The organism is Kitasatospora sp. NPDC051705 (genome assembly GCF_044453265.1).
Taxonomy (GTDB): Bacteria; Actinomycetota; Actinomycetes; order Streptomycetales; family Streptomycetaceae; genus Kitasatospora.
Genome location: NZ_JBITCO010000008.1, coordinates 77,444 through 101,691, shown reverse-complemented (window position 1 = coordinate 101,691; position 24,248 = coordinate 77,444). Strand labels below are relative to the sequence as shown.

At 70.2% G+C, this 24,248-nt stretch carries 15 protein-coding genes; all 15 read right to left on the bottom strand.

Features of this window, described 5'->3' with window-relative positions:
• Positions 1-107 precede the first annotated feature (107 nt).
• Positions 108-1,754 carry an ABC transporter substrate-binding protein gene (locus ACIA8Q_RS13295; RefSeq protein WP_360210806.1) on the bottom strand — a complete coding sequence of 549 codons (1,647 nt, stop codon included), beginning with the start codon at positions 1,752-1,754 and terminating at the stop codon, positions 108-110.
• 407 nt (positions 1,755-2,161) lie between these two features.
• On the bottom strand, positions 2,162-3,400 hold the full coding sequence (locus ACIA8Q_RS13290; RefSeq protein ID WP_396317195.1) for an ABC transporter ATP-binding protein: 1,239 nt from the start codon (positions 3,398-3,400) through the stop codon (positions 2,162-2,164).
• Positions 3,387-4,442 (bottom strand): ABC transporter ATP-binding protein, encoded by a 1,056-nt coding sequence (locus ACIA8Q_RS13285; protein ID WP_360210810.1) that lies wholly within the window; start codon positions 4,440-4,442, stop codon positions 3,387-3,389. Before ACIA8Q_RS13285 ends, ACIA8Q_RS13290 begins: the two co-directional genes overlap by 14 nt.
• A 16-nt stretch (positions 4,443-4,458) precedes the next feature.
• Positions 4,459-5,373 (bottom strand): ABC transporter permease, encoded by a 915-nt coding sequence (locus ACIA8Q_RS13280; RefSeq protein ID WP_360210968.1) that lies wholly within the window; start codon positions 5,371-5,373, stop codon positions 4,459-4,461.
• Positions 5,374-5,449: 76 nt separating this feature from the next.
• Complete coding sequence (locus ACIA8Q_RS13275) at positions 5,450-6,376, bottom strand: ABC transporter permease (RefSeq protein WP_360210812.1); 927 nt, start codon at positions 6,374-6,376, stop codon at positions 5,450-5,452.
• Between the two features lie 102 nt (positions 6,377-6,478).
• A complete protein-coding gene (locus tag ACIA8Q_RS13270) occupies positions 6,479-8,098 on the bottom strand; it encodes an ABC transporter substrate-binding protein (protein WP_360210814.1) in 1,620 nt (539 codons plus the stop codon).
• A gap of 179 nt (positions 8,099-8,277) precedes the next feature.
• Positions 8,278-9,294 carry a dipeptide ABC transporter ATP-binding protein gene (locus tag ACIA8Q_RS13265; protein ID WP_360210816.1) on the bottom strand — a complete coding sequence of 339 codons (1,017 nt, stop codon included), beginning with the start codon at positions 9,292-9,294 and terminating at the stop codon, positions 8,278-8,280.
• Positions 9,287-10,336 carry an ABC transporter ATP-binding protein gene (locus ACIA8Q_RS13260; protein ID WP_360210818.1) on the bottom strand — a complete coding sequence of 350 codons (1,050 nt, stop codon included), beginning with the start codon at positions 10,334-10,336 and terminating at the stop codon, positions 9,287-9,289. Before ACIA8Q_RS13260 ends, ACIA8Q_RS13265 begins: the two co-directional genes overlap by 8 nt.
• 19 nt (positions 10,337-10,355) lie before the next feature.
• On the bottom strand, positions 10,356-11,294 hold the full coding sequence (locus ACIA8Q_RS13255; protein ID WP_360210820.1) for an ABC transporter permease: 939 nt from the start codon (positions 11,292-11,294) through the stop codon (positions 10,356-10,358).
• Positions 11,287-12,231, bottom strand: coding sequence for an ABC transporter permease (locus tag ACIA8Q_RS13250; RefSeq protein ID WP_360210822.1), 945 nt, complete (start codon positions 12,229-12,231; stop codon positions 11,287-11,289). Before ACIA8Q_RS13250 ends, ACIA8Q_RS13255 begins: the two co-directional genes overlap by 8 nt.
• Positions 12,232-12,320: 89 nt before the next feature.
• Positions 12,321-13,946 carry an ABC transporter substrate-binding protein gene (locus ACIA8Q_RS13245; RefSeq protein WP_360210824.1) on the bottom strand — a complete coding sequence of 542 codons (1,626 nt, stop codon included), beginning with the start codon at positions 13,944-13,946 and terminating at the stop codon, positions 12,321-12,323.
• A gap of 429 nt (positions 13,947-14,375) precedes the next feature.
• On the bottom strand, positions 14,376-16,280 hold the full coding sequence (gene typA / locus ACIA8Q_RS13240) for a translational GTPase TypA (protein ID WP_360210826.1): 1,905 nt from the start codon (positions 16,278-16,280) through the stop codon (positions 14,376-14,378).
• A gap of 230 nt (positions 16,281-16,510) precedes the next feature.
• Positions 16,511-18,340: an ABC transporter family substrate-binding protein gene (locus ACIA8Q_RS13235; RefSeq protein WP_396317194.1), complete on the bottom strand. Its 1,830-nt coding sequence runs from the start codon at positions 18,338-18,340 to the stop codon at positions 16,511-16,513.
• A gap of 84 nt (positions 18,341-18,424) precedes the next feature.
• Positions 18,425-20,917, bottom strand: a complete 2,493-nt coding sequence (locus tag ACIA8Q_RS13230) for a SpoIIE family protein phosphatase (protein WP_396317221.1) — start codon at positions 20,915-20,917, stop codon at positions 18,425-18,427.
• A 388-nt stretch (positions 20,918-21,305) separates the two neighbouring features.
• Positions 21,306-24,053, bottom strand: coding sequence for a SpoIIE family protein phosphatase (locus ACIA8Q_RS13225; RefSeq protein ID WP_360210830.1), 2,748 nt, complete (start codon positions 24,051-24,053; stop codon positions 21,306-21,308).
• Between the last annotated feature and the right edge of the window lie 195 nt (positions 24,054-24,248).

Below are 24,248 nucleotides of genomic sequence, written 5' to 3'. Positions count from 1 at the left end.
TTGGGGGCACGCCACTGACGGGCGGTGCGGGGGTTTCCCTCACCGCCCATCGGTGGTGCCGGTCGTGGGCTCCTCCCGCCCGCCGGGGGCGGGAGGGTGACGTCGGATCAGGCGAGCTCGACGCTGGCCAGGTCGATCCGGTTCTGCGCGTCCACGATCACGTTCTTCACGGCCTTCGTGTAGGCCGAGGAGAGCATGTAGGTGTAGACCGGGATGTACGGGAGGTCCTTGATCAGGATGTCGTCGGCCTGCTGGTAGAGCTTGATGCCCTCGTCGTCGGTCTTCGCGCCGTCGGCCTTGGCGAGCAGGGCCTCGAAGTCCTCGTTGACGTAGCCGCCGTAGTTGGAGCCGTTCTCGATGGCGACCTTGGAGAAGATCGGGCGCAGGTAGTTCTCGATGGACGGGTAGTCCATCTGCCAGGCCATCCGGAAGGCGCCCGAGTACTCCTTCTTGCCCAGGGCGTCGAGGATCTTGCCGAACTTCTCGAACGGCTTGAAGGTGACCTCGATGCCGAGGTTGTTCTTCAGCTGGTTGCCGACGGCCTCGATCCACTCCTTGTGGCCGCCGTCCGCGTTGTACCCGATCTCGAGCTTGTTGCCGGGCAGGCCGCCGGACTGGGTGTAGAGCTCCTTGGCCTTCGCCGGGTTGTACTTGGCGGCGTCGCCGAGGGCGCCCTGGCGGTAGCCGGGGATGATCGGGCTGATGAAGTCCGAGGCCGGCACGCGGGTGCCGGAGAAGATCGTCTTGCAGATCGCGTCGCGGTCGATCGCCATCGAGATCGCCTTGCGCAGGTCCGCGCTCTTGAACGCCGGGTTGGTCGAGATCGGGAATCCGAGGTAGCCGACACCGGATTCCGGCCGGTAGATGTACCGGTCGCCGAACTCCTGGGAGACCGTCGCGAGCGCCGAGATCGGCAGCTTGTTGGTGATCTGGATGTTGTCCGCGCGGAGGTCGTTGTACGCGGTTTCCAGCTTGTCGTAAATCTTGAACGTGACCGAATCCAGCTTCGCCTTTCGGTCGAAGGACGGGAAGTTGTCGTACCGCTTGATCTTGATCTGCTTGTTGTGCTCCCAGGCGCCGTCCATCTGGAACGGACCGTTTCCGATCGGCTTGTCGCCGAACGCCTTCGGGTCCGCGAAGAACGCCTTCGGCAGCGGGTAGAAGGCGTTGTACCCGAGCATGGTCTTGAACTGCGAGAACGGCGCCTTGAGGGTGACGGTGAAGGTCTTGTCGTCGACCACCTTCAGGCCCTTGAGCTCGGTCGCGGTCGGCTTCTTGTCCTTGCCCGGGGCGAGGTCCTCGGAGCCGAGGATCTTGTCGTAGAACGGCAGGCCCTGCGCGGCGTTGTCCTGGTTGGCGCCCCAGTTCCAGGCGTCCACGAAGGACTGCGCGGTGACCTTCTCACCGTTGTGGAAGGTGTAGCCGTCCTTGAGCTTGATGGTCCAGACGGTGGCGTCCTGGGTCTCGATCGACTCGGCGACGCGCAGCTTGGGCGCGGTGGTCTTGGGGTCGTACTCGACGAGGCCGGCGAAGAGCGCGAACTCCACCTGCGCGCCCTCGGACTCCGCGGTGTTCTGCGGGATCAGGCCGTTCTGCGGCTCACCCGACTCGATGCTGATCGAGCCGCCGGTCTTCCCCGTGCCGCCGCTCGCCTGCTCCGAGGACTTCTTGTCGCTGCCGGTGCTGCACGCGGAGATCGCCAATGCCGCACACGCCGCGAGCGCGGTCAGACGCATCGTCTTGGTGAGCCTCATTCAACTGCTCCTCGATTTAGGGGCTTACGAACGAACGGCGCCCCGCCACTCGGTGTGCCGGGCATGGCGGAGGTCGACATCAGGGCCGATCCACACAGTTGGCGAGGTGACCGCTGATACGCGCAGAGCAACTATCGATCAACCGACCCCCCTTGCGGAATCCACGTCACGTCTCTTTTCAATTACATGCTCAGGCCAGGCCGGACAATGCTCGCCAAATTCCCGCATATCGAAAACGGAATCGCCCGCTCCGAGCGCCGAATAGCGAACACCGGATGCCGGTATTCGCGCTTTTACGAGGAGTAATGATCTTTCCGGCGGTATTTCCGCAGCACAACGCGAGGGCGCGCCCTCGATCGAGGACGCGCCCTGGATGCCTCGCCGCGCCGGCGGCGTCAACCGAATCGTTACCCGGGCGGACCGCTCCCCGGCCCGTCCTCCCCGCCCTGCGGGCCCGGCTCGTCCTGCGGGCCCTGCCCGCCCGGCCCCTCGCCGCGCTCCGCAGCGCCCTGCCCGTTCTCGCGCTCCGCCGCGCCCTGCCCGTTCTCGCGCTCCGCCGCGCCCTGCCCGTTCTCGCGCTCCGCCGCGAAGTGACACGCCGAGTCGTGCCGCGCCGCCCCCTCCAGCCACGACGGCGAGGTCAGCAGCGGCGTCTCGGTCGCACAGCGGTCCTGCGCCTTCCAGCACCGGGTGCGGAAGCGGCAGCCCGAGGGCGGGTTGGCCGGCGAGGGGACGTCCCCGGTGAGCACGATCCGGTCCCGGGACTCCCTGGCCGTCGGGTCGGGCACCGGGACGGCCGACAGCAGGGCCTGGGTGTACGGGTGGGTGGCGTGGTCGTAGATCTCCGCGTCGCTGCCGATCTCGACCATCCTGCCGAGGTACATCACCCCGACCCGGTCGGAGATGTGCCGGACGATCGAGAGGTCGTGGGCGATGAACATGTACGACAGGTTGAAGTCGCCCTGCAGCTGCTCCAGCAGGTTGATCACCTGCGCCTGGACGGAGACGTCCAACGCCGAGACCGGCTCGTCACAGATGATCACCTCCGGCTTGAGCGCCAGCCCCCGGGCGATGCCGATGCGCTGGCGCTGGCCGCCGGAGAACTGGTGCGGGTACCGGTTGATGTACTCCGGGTTCAGCCCGACCACGTCCAGCAGGTCCTGGACGGCCTTGCGGCGGTCGCCCTTGGGCGCCACCTCGGGGTGGATCTCGAAGGGCTCCCCGATGATGTCGCCGACCGTCATCCGCGGGTTCAGCGAGGTGTACGGGTCCTGGAACACCATCTGGATGTTCCGGCGCACGGCCTTCAGCCCGGCCCCGGACAGCCGGGAGATCTCCTCGCCCTTGTACTTCACGGACCCGCCGGTGGCCGGCTCCAGGTTCATCAGCACCTTGGCCAGCGTGGACTTCCCGCAGCCGGACTCGCCGACGATGCCCAGCGTCTCGCCCTGCATCAGGTCGAAGCTGACCCCGTCGACCGCCTTCACCGCGCCGACCTGCTTCTTGAAGACGATCCCCTTGGTCAGCGGGAAGTGCTTGACCAGCTCCCGCACCTCCAGGATCGGCTCCCCGCGCGGCACGGCCTGGGCGAAGGCGGCCTCCGCGGGCACCGCACCCAGTGCGCTGGCTCCGTTAGCGCTGCTCATGGAGGGTCTCCTTCCAGAAGAAGCAGGCACTGCCCCGCCCGGTCACCGGGGCGCCGTCGTCGTCGGTGACGGGGAACAGCTCCGGCACCTCGGCCCGGCAGCGGTCCTGCGCCCGCGGGCAGCGCGGGTTGAACGCGCAGCCCTTGGGGATCCGCAGCAGGTTGGGCGGCAGGCCCTTGATCGCGTAGAGCTCCTGGCCCTTCTGGTCCAGCCGGGGGATGGAGTCCAGCAGGCCGCGGGTGTACGGGTGGGCGGGCCGGGCGTAGAGCTCGTGCACCGGGGCGGTCTCGACGATCCGGCCCGCGTACATCACGGCGATCTTGTCCGCGACGTCGGCGACCACGCCGAGGTCGTGGGTGATCAGGATCAGCCCCATGTGGAACTCGGCCTGCAGCTCCGCGAGCAGGTCCATCACCTGGGCCTGGACGGTGACGTCCAGGGCGGTGGTGGGCTCGTCCGCGATGATCAGGTCCGGTTCCAGGGCCAGCGCCATGGCGATCATGATGCGCTGGCGCATGCCGCCGGAGAACTGGTGCGGGTAGTCGTTGACGCGCTGCTTGGCGGCGGGGATGCGCACCCGGTCCATCAGCTCGACGGCCTTGTCCTTGGCGTCCTTGCGGGACGTCCCGTGGTGGGCGCGGAACATCTCGCCGAGTTGGAAGCCCACCGTCAGCACCGGGTTGAGCGAGGAGAGCGCGTCCTGGAAGATCATCGCGATCTTCTGCCCGCGGATCTTCCGCCGCTCCTCCTTGCCCATCTTCAACATGTCCTGGCCGCGGAAGCGGATCTCACCGCGCGGGATGCGGGCCGGCGGCATGTCCAGGATCCCCATGATCGCCTGCGCGGTCACCGACTTGCCCGAGCCGGACTCCCCCAGCACCGCCAGCGTCTCCCCGGCCCGGACGCTGTAGTTGACCCCGTTCACCGCCCTGGCGACGCCGTCCCGGGTGACGAACTCGACGTGCAGGTCCCGCACGTCGAGCAGCGGCCCCTCGTACGGCGCCTCGCGCGCGGGCCTGGTGGCGTCCACAGCTGTAGTCACGATGCGTTCCCCTCGCTCAGCGAAGCTTCGGGTCGAGGGCGTCGCGCACCGCGTCGCCCATCATGATGAAGGCCAGCACGGTGACGGAGAGCGCCGCGGCCGGGAAGAACATCACGTACGGCGCGGTGCGGATCACCTTCTGGGCGGAGGAGATGTCGATGCCCCAGGAGATGGTCGGGTCCTGCAGGCCGATGCCGAGGAAGCTCAGCGTGGCCTCGGTCGCGATGTACCCGCCGAGCGCGATGGTGGCGACCACGATGACCGGCGCCACGGCGTTCGGCAGGATGTGCCGGAGCATCAGCCGCCCGGTGCCCGCGCCGAGCGCCCGCCCGGCCACCACGTAGTCGGCCTGTTTGACGGTCAGCACGGCGCCCCGCATCACGCGGGCGATCTGGGTCCAGCCGAGGACGACCAGGGCGAAGACCACGGCCCACACCGTGCGGCTGGAGAAGCCGTTCAGCAGGACCAGGGCGCCGAGCAGCAGCGGGATGCCGAAGAAGATGTCGATGATCCGGGAGAGCACCGCGTCCACGGCGCCGCCGAAGTAGCCGGCGACCATGCCGGTCAGCCCGCCGAGCAGGGTGACGCCGGCGGTCACGAAGATGCCGACCGTGATCGAGGCGCGGGCGCCGTACACCACCCGGGCGTAGATCGAGCGGCCCTGGGCGTCGTAGCCGAACCAGCCGGCCCCGAAGAAGTCGGTCCAGTCCGGGCGCTTGAGGTAGTCGTGCACCAGGTCGGCCTTGCGCGGGTCGGCGTCGGTGAACGCCCACGGGAAGATCGACATGATGATCAGCAGCAGGATCAGGACGGTCGAGATCAGGAAGACCGGCCGCCGCCGCAGGTCGCGCCAGGCGTCGCCCCAGAGGCTGCGGGCCTCCTCCCGTTTGGCCGGGTCGGCCTCGATCAGGGTCTCCTGCTCGACCGCCATGCCCTGCTCGCCGGCGAAGTCGAGGTGCGAGACCCCGGGCTTGGGGTGCGGCTCGTACGAGTCCTCGTCGTGGATGTCAGGCATAGCGGATCCTCGGGTCCAGGACCGCGTAGAGCAGGTCGACGAGCAGGCTGGCGACGAGGTAGACGATCACCAGGACGGTGACGATGCCGACCACCGTCGGGCCTTCCTTCTGGTTGATCGCCCGGTACAGGACGTTGCCGATGCCCTGCACGTTGAAGATCCCCTCGGTGACGATGGCGCCGCCCATCAGCGCGCCGAGGTCCGTGCCGAGGAAGGTGACCACCGGGATCAGCGAGTTGCGCAGCAGGTGGCGGGTGATGATGGTCCGCCGGGGCAGGCCCTTGGCGACCGCCGTGCGCATGTAGTCGGCCCGCAGGTTCTCGCCGATGGACGTGCGGGTGAGCCGCGCCACGAACGCGAGCGAGAGCGAGCCGAGCACGATCGCGGGCAGGATCAGCTGGGAGATGTCGGTGGAGTCCTGCACGGTCGGGGTGACCCAGCCCAGGTTGGTCGCGAAGATCGTCTGGGCGATGTAGGCCAGCACGAAGACCGGGATCGAGATCACCAGCAGGGTGAGGACCAGCACCGCGGTGTCCCGGATGCTCCCGCGCCGCAGGCCGGAGACGACGCCGAGGAGCAGGCCGAAGATCACCTCGAAGCCGAAGGCCAGCAGGGCGAGCCGGATGGTCACCGGGAAGGCGTCCGCCATGATGTCGGTGACGGGGCGGCCGGTGAAGCTGGTGCCGAAGTCGCCCTGGAAGAGGTTGCCCATGTAGTGCAGGTACTGCTTCCAGACCGGCTGGTCGAGGTAGTACTTGTGTTTGATGCTGGCCACCACCGCGGGGTCGGCGGCCTTCTGGCCGAACAGGGCCGAGACCGGATCGCCCGGCAGCGTGTAGACCATCAGGAAGATCAACAGCGTGGCGCCGAAGAACACCGGGATCATCTGCAGCACCCGCCGCAGTACGTAACTGCCCATCCGAGCCTCCTTCCTAGGTGCGCGACCGGCCGGGACGGTCGGCCGGGAGGGCCGGGCCCCGCCCTCCGTGCGGGGAGGGCGGGGCCGGCGCGGGGGGCCTGGTCAGCCCTTGACCTCGACCTGGGTCCAGGCCGGGTTGCCGAAGGAGTCGAACATGACGTTCTGCACGTTGGTGGAGTAGCCCGAGTTGGTGCGGTAGTACCAGAGCGGGATGGCGGGCATCCCGCTCGGCAGCACCCCCTCGGCCTGCTGGTAGCCGGTCACCGTGTCGGAGATGTTGGGGGCCTCGTCCGCCTTGGTGGCGTCCGCGTCGAACTGCGGGTCGCTGTAGCCGAAGTCGTTGGACGCGGCGCCGGTGCGGTAGACGTCGGACAGGAAGTTGGCGTTCAGCGGGTAGTCCTGCACCCAGCCGGTCCGGAAGGCGCCGGTGACCTGGTGCCCGGTGATCGCCGCCCGGGCCGTCTTGAAGTCGGGCTTCGGGTCCCCGGTGCACTCGACGCCGGTGTTCTGCCGGATCGAGTTGCAGACCGCGTCGACCCACTCCTTGTGGCCGCCGTCCGCGTTGTACGTGATGGTCAGCTTGTTGCCGGGGACACCGCCGCCCTCGGTGATCAGCTGCTTGGCCTTGGCCGGGTCGAAGTTGCAGAAGTCGCCGCAGGTGCCGGCCTTGTAGCCCTCGACGCCGTCGGCCACCCAGGCGGAGGCGGGCGCGCGCGACCCCTGCAGCACCGTCTTGGTGATGGTGTTGCGGTCGATCGCCATCGACAGGCCCTGGCGCACCTTGGCCTTCTCCGGCGGGGCCCAGTCGGCCTGGTAGAGCGGGAAGCCGATGTTCTGGATGGCGCCCTGCGGGGAGTCGATCGCCCGGTCCCCGAGGTCGCTCTTGTAGGTGGCCAGCGCGGACGGCGGCACCTGGTCCATCACGTCGAGGTTGTTGGACTGCAGGTCCGCGTAGGCGGCCTCGGACGTGTTGTACATCTTGAAGACGACGCCGCCGTTCTTCGGCTTGTCCACGCCCTGGTAGTCCGGGAAGGTCTTGGTGACCACCTGCTGGTTGTGCGACCAGCTGACGAACTGGTACGGGCCGTTGCCCACCGGCTTCTGGCCGTACCCGGCCGGGTCGTTGAAGAAGCCGTCCGGCAGCGGCGAGAAGGCGATGTAGCCGAGCTTGTACTCGAAGTACGAGACCTTGTTGACCAGCTTGATGGTGAAGCCCAGGTCACCGGTGACGGTCAGGCCGGACATCTTGGTGGTGGTCGGCTGGCCGCTGGCCGGGTGGACGTCCTTGTAGCCCTCGATGTCCGAGAACCAGGAGCTGTTGATCTGGTTGTTGCTGGCGGTCGCCGCCCAGTTCCAGGCGTCGACGAAGTTCTTGGCGTGCACCGGGGTGCCGTCGTGGAACTTCCAGCCGTCGTTCAGGGTCACCGTGAAGGTCTGCGAGTCGCTGGTGTCGATCGACTTCGCCACCTGCATGCGGATCTTCGCGTTGCTCGGGTCGTAGTCCACGAGCCCCTTGAAGAGGTTCTGGATGATGCGACCACCGCCGACCTCGTTCGCGTTGGCGGGCTGCAACGGGTTCTGCGGCTCGCTGCTCTGGTAGCTGAAGGTCTTGCTGGTGTCCGACGAGCTGCTGCCTCCGCCGCCGCTGCTGCACCCGGTGGCCACCAGGACCACGGATGTCGCAGCGGCGAGGACCCAACGAGCGCGGGCGGCTACGGGCATGGAGGTCCCTCCTCATGGTGTGTGTCGCATCACACCCCATGAGAAGCGCGCCCCGGCGACGGCGCGAGTCGGGTACCCCCGGACGGGTGCAGGACCCCGCCCGCCGAGTTGACGGAACGACGGAAGGGCCCGCGGCGCGTGGCCGCGGGCCCTTCCGGGTGCCTCGTGAGGAGCGGGGATCAGGCGGCGGCCGTCTCCCGGACCTCGGCGAAGTGACAGGCCGACTGGTGCGCGGCCGGGCCCTCCAGGACCGAGGGCACCGCGAGCAGCGGGACCTCGGTGGAGCAGCGCTCCTCGGCCTTCCAGCAGCGGGTGCGGAAGCGGCAGCCCGACGGCGGGTTGGCCGGCGAGGGGATGTCGCCGCTCAGGATGATCCGGTCGCGCGACTCGCGCGCGGTCGGGTCCGGCACCGGCACGGCGGACAGCAGCGCCTGGGTGTACGGGTGGGTGGCGTTCTCGTAGATCTCCTCGTCGCTGCCGATCTCGACCATCTTGCCGAGGTACATCACGCCGACGCGGTCGGAGATGTGCCGGACGATCGAGAGGTCGTGCGCGATGAACATGTAGGAGAGCTCGAAGTCGCTCTGCAGCTGCTCGAGCAGGTTGATCACCTGCGCCTGGACGGAGACGTCCAGGGCGGAGACCGGCTCGTCGCAGATGATGATCTCGGGCTTGAGCGCGAGGCCGCGGGCGATGCCGATGCGCTGGCGCTGGCCGCCGGAGAACTGGTGCGGGTACCGGTTGATGTACTCCGGGTTCAGACCCACGACGTCCAGGAGGTCCTGGACGGCCTTGCGGCGGTCGCCCTTGGGCGCCACCTCGGGGTGGATCTCGAAGGGCTCCCCGATGATGTCGCCGACCGTCATGCGCGGGTTCAGCGAGGTGTACGGGTCCTGGAACACCATCTGGATGTTGCGGCGGACGGCCTTGAGGCCGGCACCGCTGAGCTTGGAGATGTCCTCGCCCTTGAAGAGCACCTGGCCGGAGGTGGCCCGCTCCAGGTTCATCAGCACCTTGGCCAGCGTGGACTTGCCACAGCCGGACTCGCCGACGATGCCGAGCGTCTCGCCCCGCATCAGGTCGAAGGAGATGCCGTCGACCGCCTTGACCGCGCCGACCTGCTTCTTGAAGAGGATGCCCTGGGTCAGCGGGTAGTGCTTGACCAGGTCCTTGACCTCCAGGATGGGCTCAGCCATGGAGGGTCTCCTTCCAGAGGTGGCACGCGCTGCGGCGGCCGGTGAGCTCCTTGCCGTCCTTGTCGGTCACCTGGTGCAGCGCCGGGATCTCCGTGCGGCACAGGTCGGTGGCGACGTCACAGCGGGGGTTGAACGCGCAGCCGGCCGGGACCTTCAGCAGGTTCGGGGGCAGGCCCTTGATCGCGTAGAGCTCCTGGCCCTTCTGGTCCAGGCGCGGGATCGAGCGGAGCAGGCCCTTGGTGTACGGGTGCGCCGGGTTGGCGTACAGCTCGCGCACCGGGGCGGTCTCGACGATCCGGCCCGCGTACATCACGGCGATCTTGTCCGCGACGTCGGCGACCACGCCGAGGTCGTGGGTGATCAGGATCAGGCCCATGTTGTACTCGGCCTGCAGCTCGGCGAGCAGGTCCATCACCTGGGCCTGGACGGTGACGTCCAGGGCGGTGGTGGGCTCGTCCGCGATGATCAGGTCGGGCTCCATGGAGAGCGCCATGGCGATCATGATGCGCTGGCGCATGCCGCCGGAGAACTGGTGCGGGTAGTCGCCGACGCGCTGCCTGGCGGCGGGGATGCGCACCCGCTCCATCAGCTCGACGGCCTTCTCCCGGGCCTCCTTCTTGGAGGCGCCGCGGTGCACCCGGAACATCTCGCCCAGCTGGGCGCCGACGGTCATGACGGGGTTGAGCGAGGACAGCGCGTCCTGGAAGATCATCGCGATCTTCTGGCCGCGGATGAGCCGGCGCTCCTCCTCCTTCATGGCCAGCATGTCCTGGCCGCGGTAGAGGATCTGGCCCTGGCTGATCTTGCCGGGCGGCATGTCCAGGATGCCCATGATGGTCTGGGCGGTCACCGACTTGCCGGAGCCGGACTCGCCGAGCACCGCGAGGGTCTCGCCGGCGGCCACGGAGTAGTTGACGCCGTTCACGGCCTTGGCGACGCCGTCCCGGGTGTGGAACTCCACGTGGAGGTCCTTGACCTCCAGCAGCGGGGTGCCGATTTCGAGCCGGCCGCTCTTCTGGTTCTTCTCGATCACGGTGGTCATCGGGTCGTCACCTCTTCTCTCAGCGGAGCTTCGGGTCGAGGGCGTCGCGGACCGCGTCGCCGAGCATGATGAAGGCCAGCACGGTGACGCTCAGGACCGCAGCGGGGAAGAGCAGCACGTGCGGGGCCGCCAGGAAGCGCACCTGGGCGTCGCTGATCATCAGGCCCCAGGAGATCTCCGGGGACTGGACGCCGATGCCCAGGTAGGACAGCGCGGCCTCGGCACCGATGTAGACGCCCAGGCTGATCGCGGCGACGACGATGACCGGCGCGATGGCGTTCGGCAGGATGTGCCGGAAGGTGATCCGGCCGGCGCCGGCGCCCAGGGCGCGGGCGGCCATCACGTAGTCGTTGTTCTTGTTGGCCAGCACCGAGGCGCGCATGATGCGGAAGATCTGCGGCCAGCCGAGGACGGCCATCACCAGCGAGACGGTGTAGGCGTTGCCCTTGCCGAGCATCGACATGATCAGCATGCCGCCGAGCAGGGTCGGGATCGAGAAGAAGATCTCGGTGAAGCGGGACAGGATCGAGTCGATCACCCCGCCCTTCCAACCGGCCAGCAGGCCCAGCAGCGAGCCGACCAGGGTGACCGTGGTGGTGGTCAGGATGCCGACGATGATCGAGTTGCGGGCACCCCAGATGGTGCGGGTGTAGTTGTCGCAACCCTGGACGTCGTAACCGAACCAGTGCTCGGCGCTCGGACGCTCCAGCGAGTGCGACAGGTCGCACGCGCCGTTGGAGAACGGGCTGCCGTCGGTGAACCACTGCGGCACGATCGAGATGACGATCAGCGCCAGCACCAGCACGCCGCCGATGATGAACAGCGGGTTGCGGCGCAGGTCGCGGACGGCGTCCGACCAGAGGCTGGCGACGCGCTCCGGCTTCGCCTTCGCCGGCGCGGCCTTCGGGCTGTTGTCCCCGGCCGGCGCCGAGGCGTCCTTGGTGATGGTCTCACTCATAGCGAATCCTCGGGTCGAGCACGGCGTACAGCATGTCCACGAGCAGGGTGGTCACGAGGTAGATCATCACCAGCAGCGTGACGACGCCGACGATGATCGTGCCCTGCTTCTGGTACACGGCCTGGGCGAGCAGACCGCCGATGCCGTGGATGTTGAAGATCTTCTCGGTGATCACCGCGCCGCCCATCAGGCCACCGAGGTCGGCGCCGAGGAACGTGACGATCGGGATCAGCGCGTTGCGCAGGGCGTGACGGCCGATCACCCGACGGCGCTTCAGGCCCTTGGCGACCGCGGTGCGGACGTAGTCCGCGCGCATGGTCTCCATCAGGCTGGTGCGGGTCAGACGGGCGACGTACGCCAGCGAGAGCGAGGCGAGCACGAAGGCCGGCAGCAGGTAGGCCCGCAGGCCGTCGTCCTCGTTGAACGAGACCGAGAAGAAGTCGATGCCGTACGAGTTCTTCAGCTGGACGCCGAGCACCAGCTGGAGGATGAAGCCCGTGACGAAGACCGGGACGGAGATGACCAGCAGCGTGCTGATGAGGACCAGCTGGTCGAGGAACTTGCCCTTGCGAAGGGCCGCCATGACGCCCGCCGCCACACCGACGACCGCCTCGATGATGAATGCCACCAGGGCGAGGTTCATGGTGTAGGGGAACGCGTCGCCGATCATTTCGCTCACCGAGCGACCGGTCAGGCTCTCACCCAGGTTGCCCTGGAAGACGCCCGAGATGTAGTTCCAGTACTGAACGAGGAACGGGTCGTTCAGGTGGTACTTCTGACGGATCATCTCCGCCACGATCGGGTCGGCACGCTTCTCGCCCGCCAGGGCCTGCACCGGGTCACCGGGCAGGTAGTGGACGAGCGCGTAGATCAGCAGCGTCGCGCCGAGCAGGACAGGGATTGCCTGTATCAGTCGGCGGATCACATAGCGGCCCATCAGACCTCCATACTTTCGGACAAGGAAGGGAGGCGGGCAGAGCCGGACTGTGGTCCGGTCCACCCGCCCCCATTCGTCTGACTACCGGATCAGCCGGCCAGCTCGACTTCGGCCAGGTTGTAACGCGACTGGGCGTCGGTGTCGAAGTTCTTGATCTTCTTCGTGTACGCCGCCGAGGCCTGGTAGCTGTAGACCGGGATGTACGGCATCTCCTTGATGAGGATGTCGTCGGCCTGCTGGTAGAGCTTGATGCCCTCGTCCTCGGTCTTCGCCTGGTCGGCCTGGTTCAGCAGGTTCTCGAAGTCCTCGTTGACGTAGCCGCCGTAGTTCGAGCCGCTCTCGATCGCGACCTTCGAGAAGATCGGACGGAGGTAGTTCTCGATCGACGGGTAGTCCATCTGCCACGCCATGCGGAAGGCGCCCTGGTACTGCTTGGCCTGCAGCGCGTCCAGGATCTTGCCGAACTTCTCGAACGGCTTGAAGGTGACCTCGACGCCGAGGTTCTTCTTCAGCTGGTTGCCGACGGCCTCGATCCACTCCTTGTGGCCGCCGTCGGCGTTGTAGCCGAGCTCCAGGGTGTTGTTCGGCAGACCGCCGGCCTGGGTGAAGAGGTCCTTGGCCTTCGCCGGGTCGTACTTGCAGGCGTCGCCGCAGGCGTCCTTGCGGTAGCCGTTGATCAGCGGGCTGATGAAGTCCGAGGCCGGGACGCGGGTGCCGGCGAAGATCGTCTTGGTGATCTGGTCCCGGTCGATCGCCATCGAGATCGCCTTGCGGATCTCGGGCTTGGCGTAGGCCGGGTTGTAGGCGATCGGGAAGCCGATGTAACCGACGCCCGACTCCGGCTTGTTGATGTAGCGGTCACCGAACTCGCTGGCCACGGAGGACATGGCGGAGATCGGGAGCTTGTTGGTGGCCTGGATGTTGTCGGCGCGCAGGTCGTTGTACGCGGTGTCCAGGTTGTCGTAGATCTTGAACGTGACGTTCTGCAGCTTGGCCTTGGTGCCGCCGTAGTTGTCGAATCGCTTGATCTTGATCTGCTTGTTGTGCTCCCAGGCGCCGTCCATCTGGAACGGGCCGTCACCGATCGGGTTCTCGCCGAAGGCCTTCGGGTCGGCGAAGAACGCGTCGGGCAGCGGGTAGAACGCGCTGTAGCCCAGCATGGTCTTGAACTGGGAGAACGGGTTCTTCAGGGTGACGGTGAAGGTCTTGTCGTCGACGACCTTCAGGCCCGACAGCTCGGTGGCGGTGGGCTTCTTGTCCTTGCCCGGGGCCAGCTGCTCGGAGCCCTCGATCTTGTCGAAGAACGGCATGCCCTCGGCGGCGTTGTCCTGGTTGGCGCCCCAGTTCCAGGCCTTCACGAAGGACTTGGAGGTGACCTTCTCACCGTTGTGGAAGGTGTAGCCGTCCTTGAGCTTGATCGTCCAGACCTTGGAGTCCGTGGTCTCGATCGACTCGGCCACCTGCAGGCGCGGGGCGTTGGTCTTCTTGTCGTAGTCGACCAGACCGGTGAACAGCGCGTAGAGGACCTGGTTGCCCTCGGACTCGGCGGTGTTCTGCGGGATCAGACCCTTCTGCGGCTCACCGAGCTGGACGGCGATGCTGCCGCCGCCGGACGCGGCCTTGTCGCTGCTCTTCGAGCTCGTGCTGCAAGCGGTCGCCGCAAGGGCGATCGCGGTAGCCGCGACAACCCACTTGGTCGTGGTTGCACCGCGCATGGGGGATGCCTCCTGAAATCGACTATCCAACGAGGAGAGCACCGCGGAAGGTTGATACCGGATCCGCTGTGCCGTCCGCGCTCGTGGTTTCGGCGCGCACCCCTGCGCGTTAACCCTTGACCCGAGCCTGACTGGCTCCACTATCCGTCACGCACGGACACGAAAGTGACCAATGCCGATCTCAATTAGGTCACATGAACGGTCGGTAAGTTTCGAAAACCGGACATAAGAGACATAGCCAGACAGGTACCAAACGGACAGTCGTCATGCATGACGGAGTGTCGTGTTCGCTCAGCGGACACCCGGCTGTGGTAAGCGATATTCCGTTTATACGCGCGTCGACAACTTGCGGTAGTTGAAAAAGTTCGCCCCCCTCTCCATCGGAAAGGGGGGCGAACTTTCGGCCAAAGGCCGTTCAGGACGACCTGATCACGCCTTCTTGGCGCGCGAAGCGGTGCGCCCGCGGTCCTTCTGGTCCAGCACGACCTTACGGATGCGAACCGTCTCCGGGGTCACCTCGATGCACTCGTCCTCGCGGCAGAACTCCAGCGACTGCTCCAGCGAGAGCTTGCGCGGCGGGACGATCGACTCCGCGACGTCGGCGTTCGACGACCGCATGTTGGTGAGCTTCTTCTCCTTGGTGATGTTCACGTCCATGTCGTCGGAGCGCGAGTTCTCACCGACGATCATGCCCTCGTACACCTCGGTGCCCGGCTCGCAGAAGAGCACGCCGCGCTCCTGCAGGTTGGTCATCGCGAAGGCGGTCACCACACCGGCGCGGTCGGCGACCAGCGAGCCGTTGTTGCGGGTGGACAGCTGGCCGAACCACGGCTCGTGGCCCTCGTGGATCGAGTGCGCGATGCCGGTGCCTCGGGTGCTGGTCAGGAACTCGGTGCGGAAGCCGATCAGGCCGCGGGACGGCACCACGAACTCCATCCGGACCCAGCCCGAGCCGTGGTTGGACATGTTGTCCATCCGGCCCTTGCGGACGCCCATGAGCTGCGTGACCGCGCCCATGTGCTCCTCCGGCACGTCCACGGTCAGTCGCTCGACCGGCTCGTGGGTCTTGCCGTTGACCTCCTTGGTGACCACCTGCGGCTTGCCGACGGTCAGCTCGAAGCCCTCGCGGCGCATGGTCTCGATCAGGATGGCCAGCGCCAGCTCACCGCGGCCCTGCACCTCCCAGGCGTCCGGGCGCTCGGTGTCCAGCACGCGCAGCGACACGTTACCGATCAGCTCGCGGTCCAGGCGATCCTTCACCTGGCGGGCGGTGACCTTGCGGTCCACCTTGGCGCCGGACTTGGCGTCCGCGCCCTTGCCGCTGCCGCCGCGGCCGACCAGCGGCGAGGTGTTGGTGCCGATGGTCATCGAGATGGCCGGCTCGTCCACCGTGATCAGCGGCAGGGCGATCGGGTTCTCGGTGTCGGCGAGGGTCTCGCCGATCATGATCTCGGAGATGCCGGCGACGGCGCAGATGTCACCCGGGCCCGCCACCTCGGCCGGCTTGCGGGTGAGCGCCTCGGTCATCAGCAGCTCGGAGATGCGGACGTTCTGGATCGAGCCGTCGCGCTTGATCCAGGCCACGGTCTGGCCCTTGCGCAGCTCGCCCTGCTCCACGCGCAGCAGCGCGATGCGGCCGAGGAAGTTGTCGGCGTCGAGGTTGGTGACGTGGGCCTGCAGCGGCGCGTCCTCCTCGTACGTCGGCGCGGGGACGTGCTCCAGCAGGGTGGAGAAGAACGGCTCCAGGCTGGTGCTGTCGGCCGGGACGGTGCCGTTCTCCGGCTTGGTCAGCGAGGCGACGCCGTCACGGGCGCAGGCGTAGACGATCGGGAACTCGATCTGGTCCTCGTCCGCGTCCAGGTCCAGGAACAGGTCGTAGGTCTCGTTGATGACCTCGTCGATCCGGGAGTCCGGGCGGTCCGTCTTGTTGATGCAGAGGATGACGGGCAGGCGCGCGGTGAGCGCCTTGCGGAGCACGAAGCGGGTCTGCGGCAGCGGACCCTCGGAGGCGTCGACCAGCAGGACGACCGCGTCCACCATCGACAGACCGCGCTCGACCTCGCCACCGAAGTCGGCGTGGCCCGGGGTGTCGATGATGTTGATGGTGATCGGCGCGCCACCGTCCTTGGGGTGGTACTTGACGGCGGTGTTCTTCGCGAGAATGGTGATGCCCTTCTCGCGCTCCAGGTCGTTCGAGTCCATCATCCGGTCGTCCAGCTGCTGGTGGGCGGCGAAGGCGCCGGCCTGCTTCAGCATGGCGTCGACCAGGGTGGTCTTGCCGTGGTCGACGTGGGCGACGATGGCGACGTTGCGGATGTCGTTGCGCGTGGGCATGCCTAGCTGATTCTCCCGGAATCGTGGGTTGCGGCGCCCGGCCGCGAGACGCCGACCTGCGATCCCTGTTGATCGCCGCCGCCCGTTCCGCCTGCTACTACCGGTCCACCCGCCGGGCATATGGACATGCCTCGGCTTCCTCCTATCGTACGGGGAACCGCCCAGGTGAGCAGAAACGACCAGGTCGGGCGGGATCAAGATCACAGCTGGATCACGTCCGGGGCCCCGTCCTAGGCGTTCCGGCCGATGTCCTGGAAGCGCGGCCAGGCGAAGCCCCAGGCGCCGGCGCCGGCGAGGTCCGCGCGGACGCCGACCAGCTCGGGCCGCTGGTAGAGGGGCACCGAGTGCCCGAGCTGCCAGATCCGGACGTCCGCCTCCTGGAGGAGGTCGAGGCGGGCGGCGGGGTCGAGTTCGGCGGCGGCGCGGTCGAAGAGCCGGTCGATCTCCTCGGTGCCGCTGCGGCCGTAGTTGCCGCCGGGGTCGAGGGCGCCGTCGGCGTCGGGCCGGGGCTTGGCGTAGGCGGGCCGCTGCTCGCCCGCGGGGCTGGCGCCGGCCGGCCAGGAGAACAGGGCGAGGTCGTAGTCCCCGGCGGCGAGGTGGTCCCGGACGAAGGTGTCGGCGGGCGCGGTGACCGCCCGCACCGCCACGCCGGACTCGGCGAGGTCGGCGGTGAGCGCCTCGGCGGTGCGCCCGGCGGTCGCGGAGCCGGCCGGGACGAGCAGGGTGAGGGCGAGCTCCCGGCCGTCCTTGGCCCGGGTGCGGCCGGCGCCGGGGCGCTTCCAGCCGGCCCGGTCGAGCAGCCGGGCGGCGGCGTCGGGGCCGGCGGCCGCGCTGTTGTCGCGGTAGCCGTCCTGGTCGCCGGCGAGCAGGTGGCTGCCGAGCGGGGCGGCGGGCAGGCCGAGCGGGCCGAGTGCCGCCTCGGCGATCCGCCGACGGTCGACGGCGCGGACGAGGGCGCGGCGCAGGGCCGGGTCGGTGAGCGGGGCGCGGGCTGCGTTGAGGGTGAGCTGGGTGAGCGAGGCGGCAGCGGCCCGGTGGACGGTGACGCCGGGCAGCGCCTCGGCCCGCCGCAGGGCCCGCGCCGCCGCCTCCGGTGCGGCGGCGGGCGGCACGGGGGCGGGCGGCACCGCGCCGGGGACGGGTACGGGGGTGAGCCCGGCCGGGGCGGTGGCGGGCGCGGGCGCCGCCCGGTCGACCGCCGCGGTGAGCGGGGCGATGTCCAGCCGGTCCTGGTCGAGGGCGTCGAGGCGCCGCTCGGGCGGTGTGGCGAGGAAGTCGATCCGGTCGCTCTTCGGCCGGTCGCCCCACCACAGCGGGTTGCGGACGACGGTGACCGTCCCGCCGGCGGCGTCGTAGCGGGACACCGCGTACGGACCGGCGGTCGGGTGGGGCCCGCCCGTCAGCGGCCGGTTGAAGGCGTCCGCGGTGGCGGTCTCGGCGGCCGGGTAGAGCGGCCCGAACAGGGCGCGCCACTCGGCGCAGGGCCGCCGGAAGGTGACCCTGACCTCGTGCGGGTCGGCGCCCGCGGTGATCGAGTCGATGGCGTCGTACCCGGCCGGGTGGGCGCCCCGGTAGGCGGGGTCGAGGCCGGAGAGGGCGGCCCGCTGCGCGGTGAGGTCGGCGGCGGAGAGCGGGGTGCCGTCGCTCCAGACGGCGTGCCGGTTGAGCCGGTAGGTGACGACCTGGGGCAGCCGCCCGGGCGGGGTGGACTCGGCGCCCTCCAGGTAGTCCGGGTCGGGGACGAGCCGGCCGTGCTCGTCGGGCCGGAACAGCGAGGGGTAGAGGGCGTGGGCGATCAGCGCCGAGTCGGCGGTCGCGGCGTCCTGGTAGACGTCGAGGGTGGCCGGGACGCCGTCGACGGCCCAGCGCAGCGTGCCGCCGTCCCGCACGTCGGTGCGGTCGGCGGGCCGGACGTCCCCGGTGCTGGTGGTCGGGTCGGCCGAGGTGGGTGCGGGGGCGGGGGCCGGGGTGCGGGCCGGGGCCTGGTCCTCGGAGCAGCCGCCGAGGACGGCGGCGAGCAGCAGCGCGGCGGCTGCGGCGGTGAGCTGGCGGACGCGCATGGCGGCCATGGAACGCCGACCGGGCGCCCCGCCCGGGGCCGACACGGCGGCCGCCGGGCGACTGCACCCGGACGGCCGATCCGGCTACAGCCCCAGCTCGAACCAGACGATCTTGCCCTTGGGCGTGCGCCGGCTGCCCCAGCGCTCGGCCAGCAGGCTGACCAGCTGCAGGCCGCGCCCGCCCTCGTCGGTCTCCTGGGCGCGCCGCTGCCGGGGCTGGGCGTAGCCGTCGTCCCAGACCTCGCAGACCATGCTGCGCTCGCGCAGCAGTCGCAGCCGGATCTCGCCCCGGCCGTGCTTGAGCGCGTTGGTGACGAGTTCGCTGACCAGCAGTTCGGTGGTGTCGACGAGCTCGTCCAGGCCGCGGGCGAGCAGCCAGCTGCAGGCCAGTTCTCGGGCCTTGGCGACGGAGGTCGGCTCGGGCGGCAGGAACCAGTTGCCGACGGCGTCCTCGGGGAAGGCGTGCACCTTGGCCATCAGCAGGGCGATGTCGTCCTCGCCGTGGTGCGGGTTGAGCTCGCCGAGGACGTGGTCGCAGAGGTTCTCCAGGCTCCGGCCCTCGGCGGAGAGCGCGGTGCGGAAGGCGCGCAGGCCCTCGTCCAGCTGGTGCTTGCGGCTCTCCACCAGGCCGTCGGTGTAGAGGCCGAGGACGGCGCCGTCGGGGAGGGTCAGCTCGACCTCCTCGAAGGGCTCGCCGCCGACGCCGAGCGGCAGGCCGGGCGGTACGTCGAGCATCCGGGCGGGTTCGCCGGGGCTGAGCAGGACGGGCGGCAGGTGGCCGGCGTTGGCGAAGACGCAGCGCCGGGTGACGGCGTCGTAGACCGCGTAGACGCAGGTGGCCAGGTAGACCTCGCGGGCCTCCTCGTCGGCCGTGGAGGTGAGCCGGCCGTACTGGGTGGGCGGGCTGGCGGGCGCGGAGTCGTCGCCGAGGCCGCGGGCGATCTCGTCGAGGGCGCCGAGCACCTCGGCGGGGTCGAGGTCGAGCATGGCGAGGGTGCGGACGGCGGTGCGCAGCTGCCCCATGGCGACGGCCGCGCGCAGGCCGCGGCCCATGACGTCGCCGATGACGAGGGCGGTGCGGTTGCCGGGCAGCGGGATGACGTCGAACCAGTCGCCGCCGACCTCGGTGTTGTTGTTGCTGGGCAGGTAGCGGCAGGCGATCTCCAGGCCGCTGGCGGCCGGGTTGCCCGGGGGCAGCAGGCTGCGCTGGAGGATCAGGGCGCGCTCGTGCTCGCGGCGGTAGAGCCGGGCGTTGTCGATGCAGACGGCGGCTCGGGCGACGAGTTCCTCGGCGATGGCGACGTCGCGGGCGTCGAAGGGCTCGCTGCCGATGGCGCGGGACAGCTGGACGAGTCCGAGCACCTGGTCGCGGGCGACCAGCGGGACGATCAGCGTGGAGCGCAGCAGTGGGTCGGGGCCGGGCTCGGGGATGACGCTGCGGCCGGTGCGCAGCGCCCTGGCGTGCGGGGAGCGGCGCGGGTAACAGAGGGTCCCGCCGGCTTCGGCGATGGGCAGGCCGGTGACCGAGCCGAGGACGGAGGAGGCTCCGCCGACGACGCTGGAGACGGCGACCCGGCGCAGTTCGCCGCTGCCGTCGGTGAGCACGGTGTCGCCCAGGCGGCCGGCGCTGGGGACGGTCTCGCCGGAGAGCAGCGCGGTGTAGAGGTCGACGGTGGCGAGGTCGCAGAACGGCGGGACGACGACGTCGAGCAGTTCCTTGGCGGTGGTCTCCAGGTCGAGGGTGGAGCCGATGTGCGCGCTGGCCTCGTTGAGCAGGGCGAGGTTGCGGCGCACGCCGTCGGCCTCGCGCTCGGCGACGTGCCGGCTGGTGACGTCGGAGACCTGCCCGGCGACGCCGATGGGCTGTCCGGCGGTGCCGTTGAGCCGGTACAGCGAGACGGCCCAGAGCCGGTTGCCCTCGCGGGTGGGGACGGCGCCGTGGAAGCGCAGGTCGAAGACGGGTTCGCCGGTGGCGAGGACCTTGCGCAGGGCGGCGGTGAGCCGGTCGGCCTCGGAGGGCGGGAAGAGGTCGTGCGGGGTGAGGCCCTCGAGGTCGGTGGGGGCCAGGCCCATGCCGGAGGCGAAGGCGTCGTTGACCCGCTGCAGGCGCAGCCGGTCGTCGAACAGGATGAAGCCGGTGGGCGTCTGGCCGAAGACGGCCTCGGAGGCGGCGAGGTCGGTCTCGATGCGGCGCAGCCGGCCGAGGTCGACGGCGAGGCAGGTGGCCCCGGCGGTGGGCAGGGCGCTGTCGGGCATCAGGTAGAGCTCGGCGAGGCCCTCGCCGCCGGCGGCGTCCCGGTAGGGGGTGGTGCCGACCCACTCCTCGCCGGCCAGGGTGCGCTCCAGCCGGGCGCGGCCGCGCTGCCAGAGTTCGCGGGGGACGAAGGTGGTGATCGGGTCGGCGCCGACGGCGTCGGGGGCGGGGACGCCGAAGAACTCGGCGGCGCGCTCGCTCCACTGGCTGATCCGCCCGTCGGGGCCGATCGCGAAGGTGGCGACCCGGATGTAGTCGTAGATCGAGCCCGGGTCGCCGGCACCCCACGGGTGGCCGTCGACCGCCGGGCGGCCGGTGCGGATGCGGCTCGCGCCGTCGCCGCCCGCCTGGGCGGCGCGCACGGGCAGCTGTGGTGCGCCGACCTGCCCGGGCACGGCGGCATGACCGCTGCTGCTCGGCGCGTTCCGCGCCGGGGTGCTGTTCAACGGACCGACCCCTCCAACCCGCGACCGTCCGGATGTCGAGAAGACCGAGTATTCATCATCGAGGGGTACGTTCACACGCCCTCAACATCACAACATCAGATCGGGCGAAGGTTTTTGTCCTACCGCCCGCGCAACCACAATGCCACGCCCGCGCCCCCTTCCGGAGCGCGCGCTCCCCCCGGCCGCCTACTGGCACGTGCCGCACTGTTCTCCTCGTCTCCGGCCCGGCGCGCACACCCTCGGTGGTCCGCTCGCCGCGCCCCGCTCACGACCCGTCGGGCTCATTACCCGGCAGCGCCTGCTCGAACCAGACGACCTTGCCGATCCCCTCGGCCCGGGCGCCCCAGCGCAGGGCCAGCCGGCGGACCAGCTCCAGGCCCCGGCCGCCCTCGTCGGCCTCGGCCGCGTGGCGCTCCCGGGGCGGGTCGGGCAGCGGGTCGGAGATCTCGACCAGCAGCGTCTCGCCGAGGGTCAGGCGCACCCCGATGGGGGCGCTGGCGTACCGGACGGCGTTCGTGACCAGCTCGCTGACCAGCAGCTCGGCGACGTCGGTGAGCTGCTCGACGCCCCACTCCGCGAGGGTGGAGCGCACCAGCCGGCGGGCCCGGGAGACGGCGGTGGGCTCGGCGGGCAGGGTCCAGCCCGCGGTCGGGGTGCCGGCCTGTCCGTGGCCGAGCCGGGCGAGCAGCAGCGCCACGTCGTCGGGCTCGCGGCCCTGTTCCATGGTGTCCAGCACCGCCTCGCAGGCGGCCTGGATGGAGGCGTGCGGGGCCTGGAGCACGGTGACCAGCCGGCCGAGGCCGACGTCGAGGTCCTTGTCCCGGGACTCGACGAGGCCGTCGGTGCAGAGGGCGAGCAGGCTGCCCTCGGGGATCTTCAGCTCGACGGACTCGAACGGGACGCCGCCGACGCCGAGCGGGGCGCCGGAGGGCAGGTCGAGGATCCGTCCGGTGCCGCCGGGCAGCGGGCCGCCGGTCCGGGTCGGTTCCTCGCCCTCCTCGCCCGGCACCACCAGGACGGGCGGGATGTGTCCGGCCTTGGCGACGGTGAGCCTGGCCGTCCCCGGATCGAACACGGCGTAGACGCAGGTGGCGAGCAGGGCCTCGTCCGGCCCCTGGGCCAGGTCGTCGGCCAGCTCGTGGACGTGCCGCAGCAGGACGTCCGGCGGCAGGTCGAGGGCGGCCAGCACCCGGACGGCGGTGCGCAGCCGGCCCATGGTGGCCGCGGCCCGCAGGCCGTGGCCCATCACGTCGCCGACCACCAGGGCGGTGCGGTCGCCGGGCAGCGGGATGACGTCGAACCAGTCGCCGCCGACCTCGGTGCCGCTGCTGCCGGGCACGTACCGGTAGGCGACCTCGACGCCGGTGGGCTGCGGGACCTGCTGCGGGAGCAGGGTGCGCTGGAGGGTGAGCGCGGCGGTGCGCTCGCGGGCGTAGAGGCGGGCGTTGTCGAGCGAGCTGCCGGCCCGGTCGGCCAGCTCGACGGTGAAGGCCAGGTCGTCCCGGTCGAAGCCCTCGCGGTAGCCGGCCCGGCTGACCAGCAGCAGGCCGATCACGATGCCGCGGGCGCGCAGCGGCACGACCAGCATCGAGTGCACGCCCAGGTCGTGCGCGGCCTGCATCTTCGGATCGCCCGGGTAGGTGACGTCGTCGAGCTGGTCGGCTCCGGAGAGCAGCTCGGGGACGCCGGTGCGCAGCACCCGCCCGCAGGCGGAGTCCTCGGCGAAGGTGATCCGGGCGCCGCGGCGGAGCATGACCTCGACCTCGGGGCCGTCCTGGACGGAGGCGGTGCCGAGCTGGAGCAGCGAGGTGCGCCGGTCGTGGCCGTGCCGGGGCAGGTCGTCACCGTGCGCGACGGCCTGCAGCAGGATCACCGCGGAGTGGTCGGTGAGGCGGGGGACGACGGAGCTGGCGAGTTCCTGGGCGATCCGGGAGGCGTCGAGCAGGTCGCCGACCCGGGAGCCGAACTCGTTGAGCAGCGAGAGCCGGCGCCGGGCGTGCTCGACCTTGGCGACGGCCCGGTAGCGCTCGGTCACGTCCATTACGGTGCCGGAGATGCCGAGCACCCGGCCGGCACGGTCGGTCATCCGGCTGTAGGAGATCGAGCGGTAGCCCGAGCGGGCGGTGACCGGGGAGGCGAGGGTGACGTCGATGACGGGCTCGCCGGTGGCCAGCACCTGGCGCTGGATGGCGGTGATCTCGTCGGCGGCCCGTTCGGGGAGGGTCTCGCCGGTGGTCCGGCCGACGTGGTCGTCGGTGGCGACGCCGTTCATCTCGGCGAGGGTCTGGTTGACGGCGGTGTAGCGCAGGTCGGTGTCCAGGATGGCGATGCCCAGCGGGGACTGCTCGAACAGGGCGTCGCGGACGGCGAGGTCCCGCTCGACGGCCCGGACGGCGGCCGCCTCGGCCAGGCTGACCTGCAGGAACGGGGTGCCGTCGCCGTCCACCAGGAGGGAGATCCGGGCCTCGACGGCGACGGGTGCGCCGTCCCGGTCGCGCAGTTCGGCGTTGCCCGCCCAGCGGCCGTTGCGCAGGGTGTCCTGGACCGCGGAACGGATCCGGGAGACCTGCTCCTGGTCGGGGATCAGTTCCTCGATCCGGCGGCCGACCAGCAGCTCGTTCGGCCAGCCGAGGAGTTCCTCGGCGGCCGGGCTCCAGAGGACCACCCGCCCGGCGGTGTCCAGGATCGCGATGGCGACCTTCAGCATGTCCAGCAGGCTGCCCTCGGTCGGTGCGCCGGTGCCGCGCGGGGCGTCCGAGGGGCCGCCGGGGAAGGGCCGGCCGGGGCGGCTGCGCAGGCCGGGCTGGGCGCCCGGGTCGGGCACGGCCAGGGCGGGGCCCGGCTGCTCGGGGCCCGGGACGTCGGGGCCCTCGCCGGTCTCCCGCCGACGGCGGCCGACCGGGGGCTGCGGGGTGCCGGGCGGGGTGCCCCGGCGCAGCCGGGCGCGGGCGGCGGCGCTCCCTGCGGCGCCCGGCCGCCGTGCTCCCGCGCCGCCGTTCCCGGTACTCGACACCGACGGGGCCTCCGGCTCTGGTCGGGATCGGCGTCGCCGGCTGGGGCGGCTCACCGATGGTGACGAATGGTCCCGAAACGTGACATACCCAGCAGGACCCAGGCTATCCCGGACGGCGGGTCGTCTTGTCCGATTGACCTACCCCGTGCCCAGCGCGTCGCACCCCGACACGCGGGCGGGCGCACCGGTCGGTCC

What these genes read in the sequence shown, in the direction of transcription:
- ACIA8Q_RS13235 (WP_396317194.1), bottom strand. Translation starts at nt 18,340, where the DNA reads ATGCGCGTCCGCCAGCTCACCGCCGCAGCCGCCGCGCTGCTGCTCGCC.
- ACIA8Q_RS13290 (WP_396317195.1), bottom strand. Translation starts at nt 3,400, where the DNA reads ATGAGCAGCGCTAACGGAGCCAGCGCACTGGGTGCGGTGCCCGCGGAG.
- ACIA8Q_RS13275 (WP_360210812.1), bottom strand. Translation starts at nt 6,376, where the DNA reads ATGGGCAGTTACGTACTGCGGCGGGTGCTGCAGATGATCCCGGTGTTC.
- ACIA8Q_RS13260 (WP_360210818.1), bottom strand. Translation starts at nt 10,336, where the DNA reads ATGACCACCGTGATCGAGAAGAACCAGAAGAGCGGCCGGCTCGAAATC.
- ACIA8Q_RS13265 (WP_360210816.1), bottom strand. Translation starts at nt 9,294, where the DNA reads ATGGCTGAGCCCATCCTGGAGGTCAAGGACCTGGTCAAGCACTACCCG.
- ACIA8Q_RS13270 (WP_360210814.1), bottom strand. Translation starts at nt 8,098, where the DNA reads ATGCCCGTAGCCGCCCGCGCTCGTTGGGTCCTCGCCGCTGCGACATCC.
- ACIA8Q_RS13255 (WP_360210820.1), bottom strand. Translation starts at nt 11,294, where the DNA reads ATGAGTGAGACCATCACCAAGGACGCCTCGGCGCCGGCCGGGGACAAC.
- ACIA8Q_RS13280 (WP_360210968.1), bottom strand. Translation starts at nt 5,373, where the DNA reads ATGGCGGTCGAGCAGGAGACCCTGATCGAGGCCGACCCGGCCAAACGG.
- ACIA8Q_RS13250 (WP_360210822.1), bottom strand. Translation starts at nt 12,231, where the DNA reads ATGGGCCGCTATGTGATCCGCCGACTGATACAGGCAATCCCTGTCCTG.
- ACIA8Q_RS13245 (WP_360210824.1), bottom strand. Translation starts at nt 13,946, where the DNA reads ATGCGCGGTGCAACCACGACCAAGTGGGTTGTCGCGGCTACCGCGATC.
- typA (WP_360210826.1), bottom strand. Translation starts at nt 16,280, where the DNA reads ATGCCCACGCGCAACGACATCCGCAACGTCGCCATCGTCGCCCACGTC.
- ACIA8Q_RS13295 (WP_360210806.1), bottom strand. Translation starts at nt 1,754, where the DNA reads ATGAGGCTCACCAAGACGATGCGTCTGACCGCGCTCGCGGCGTGTGCG.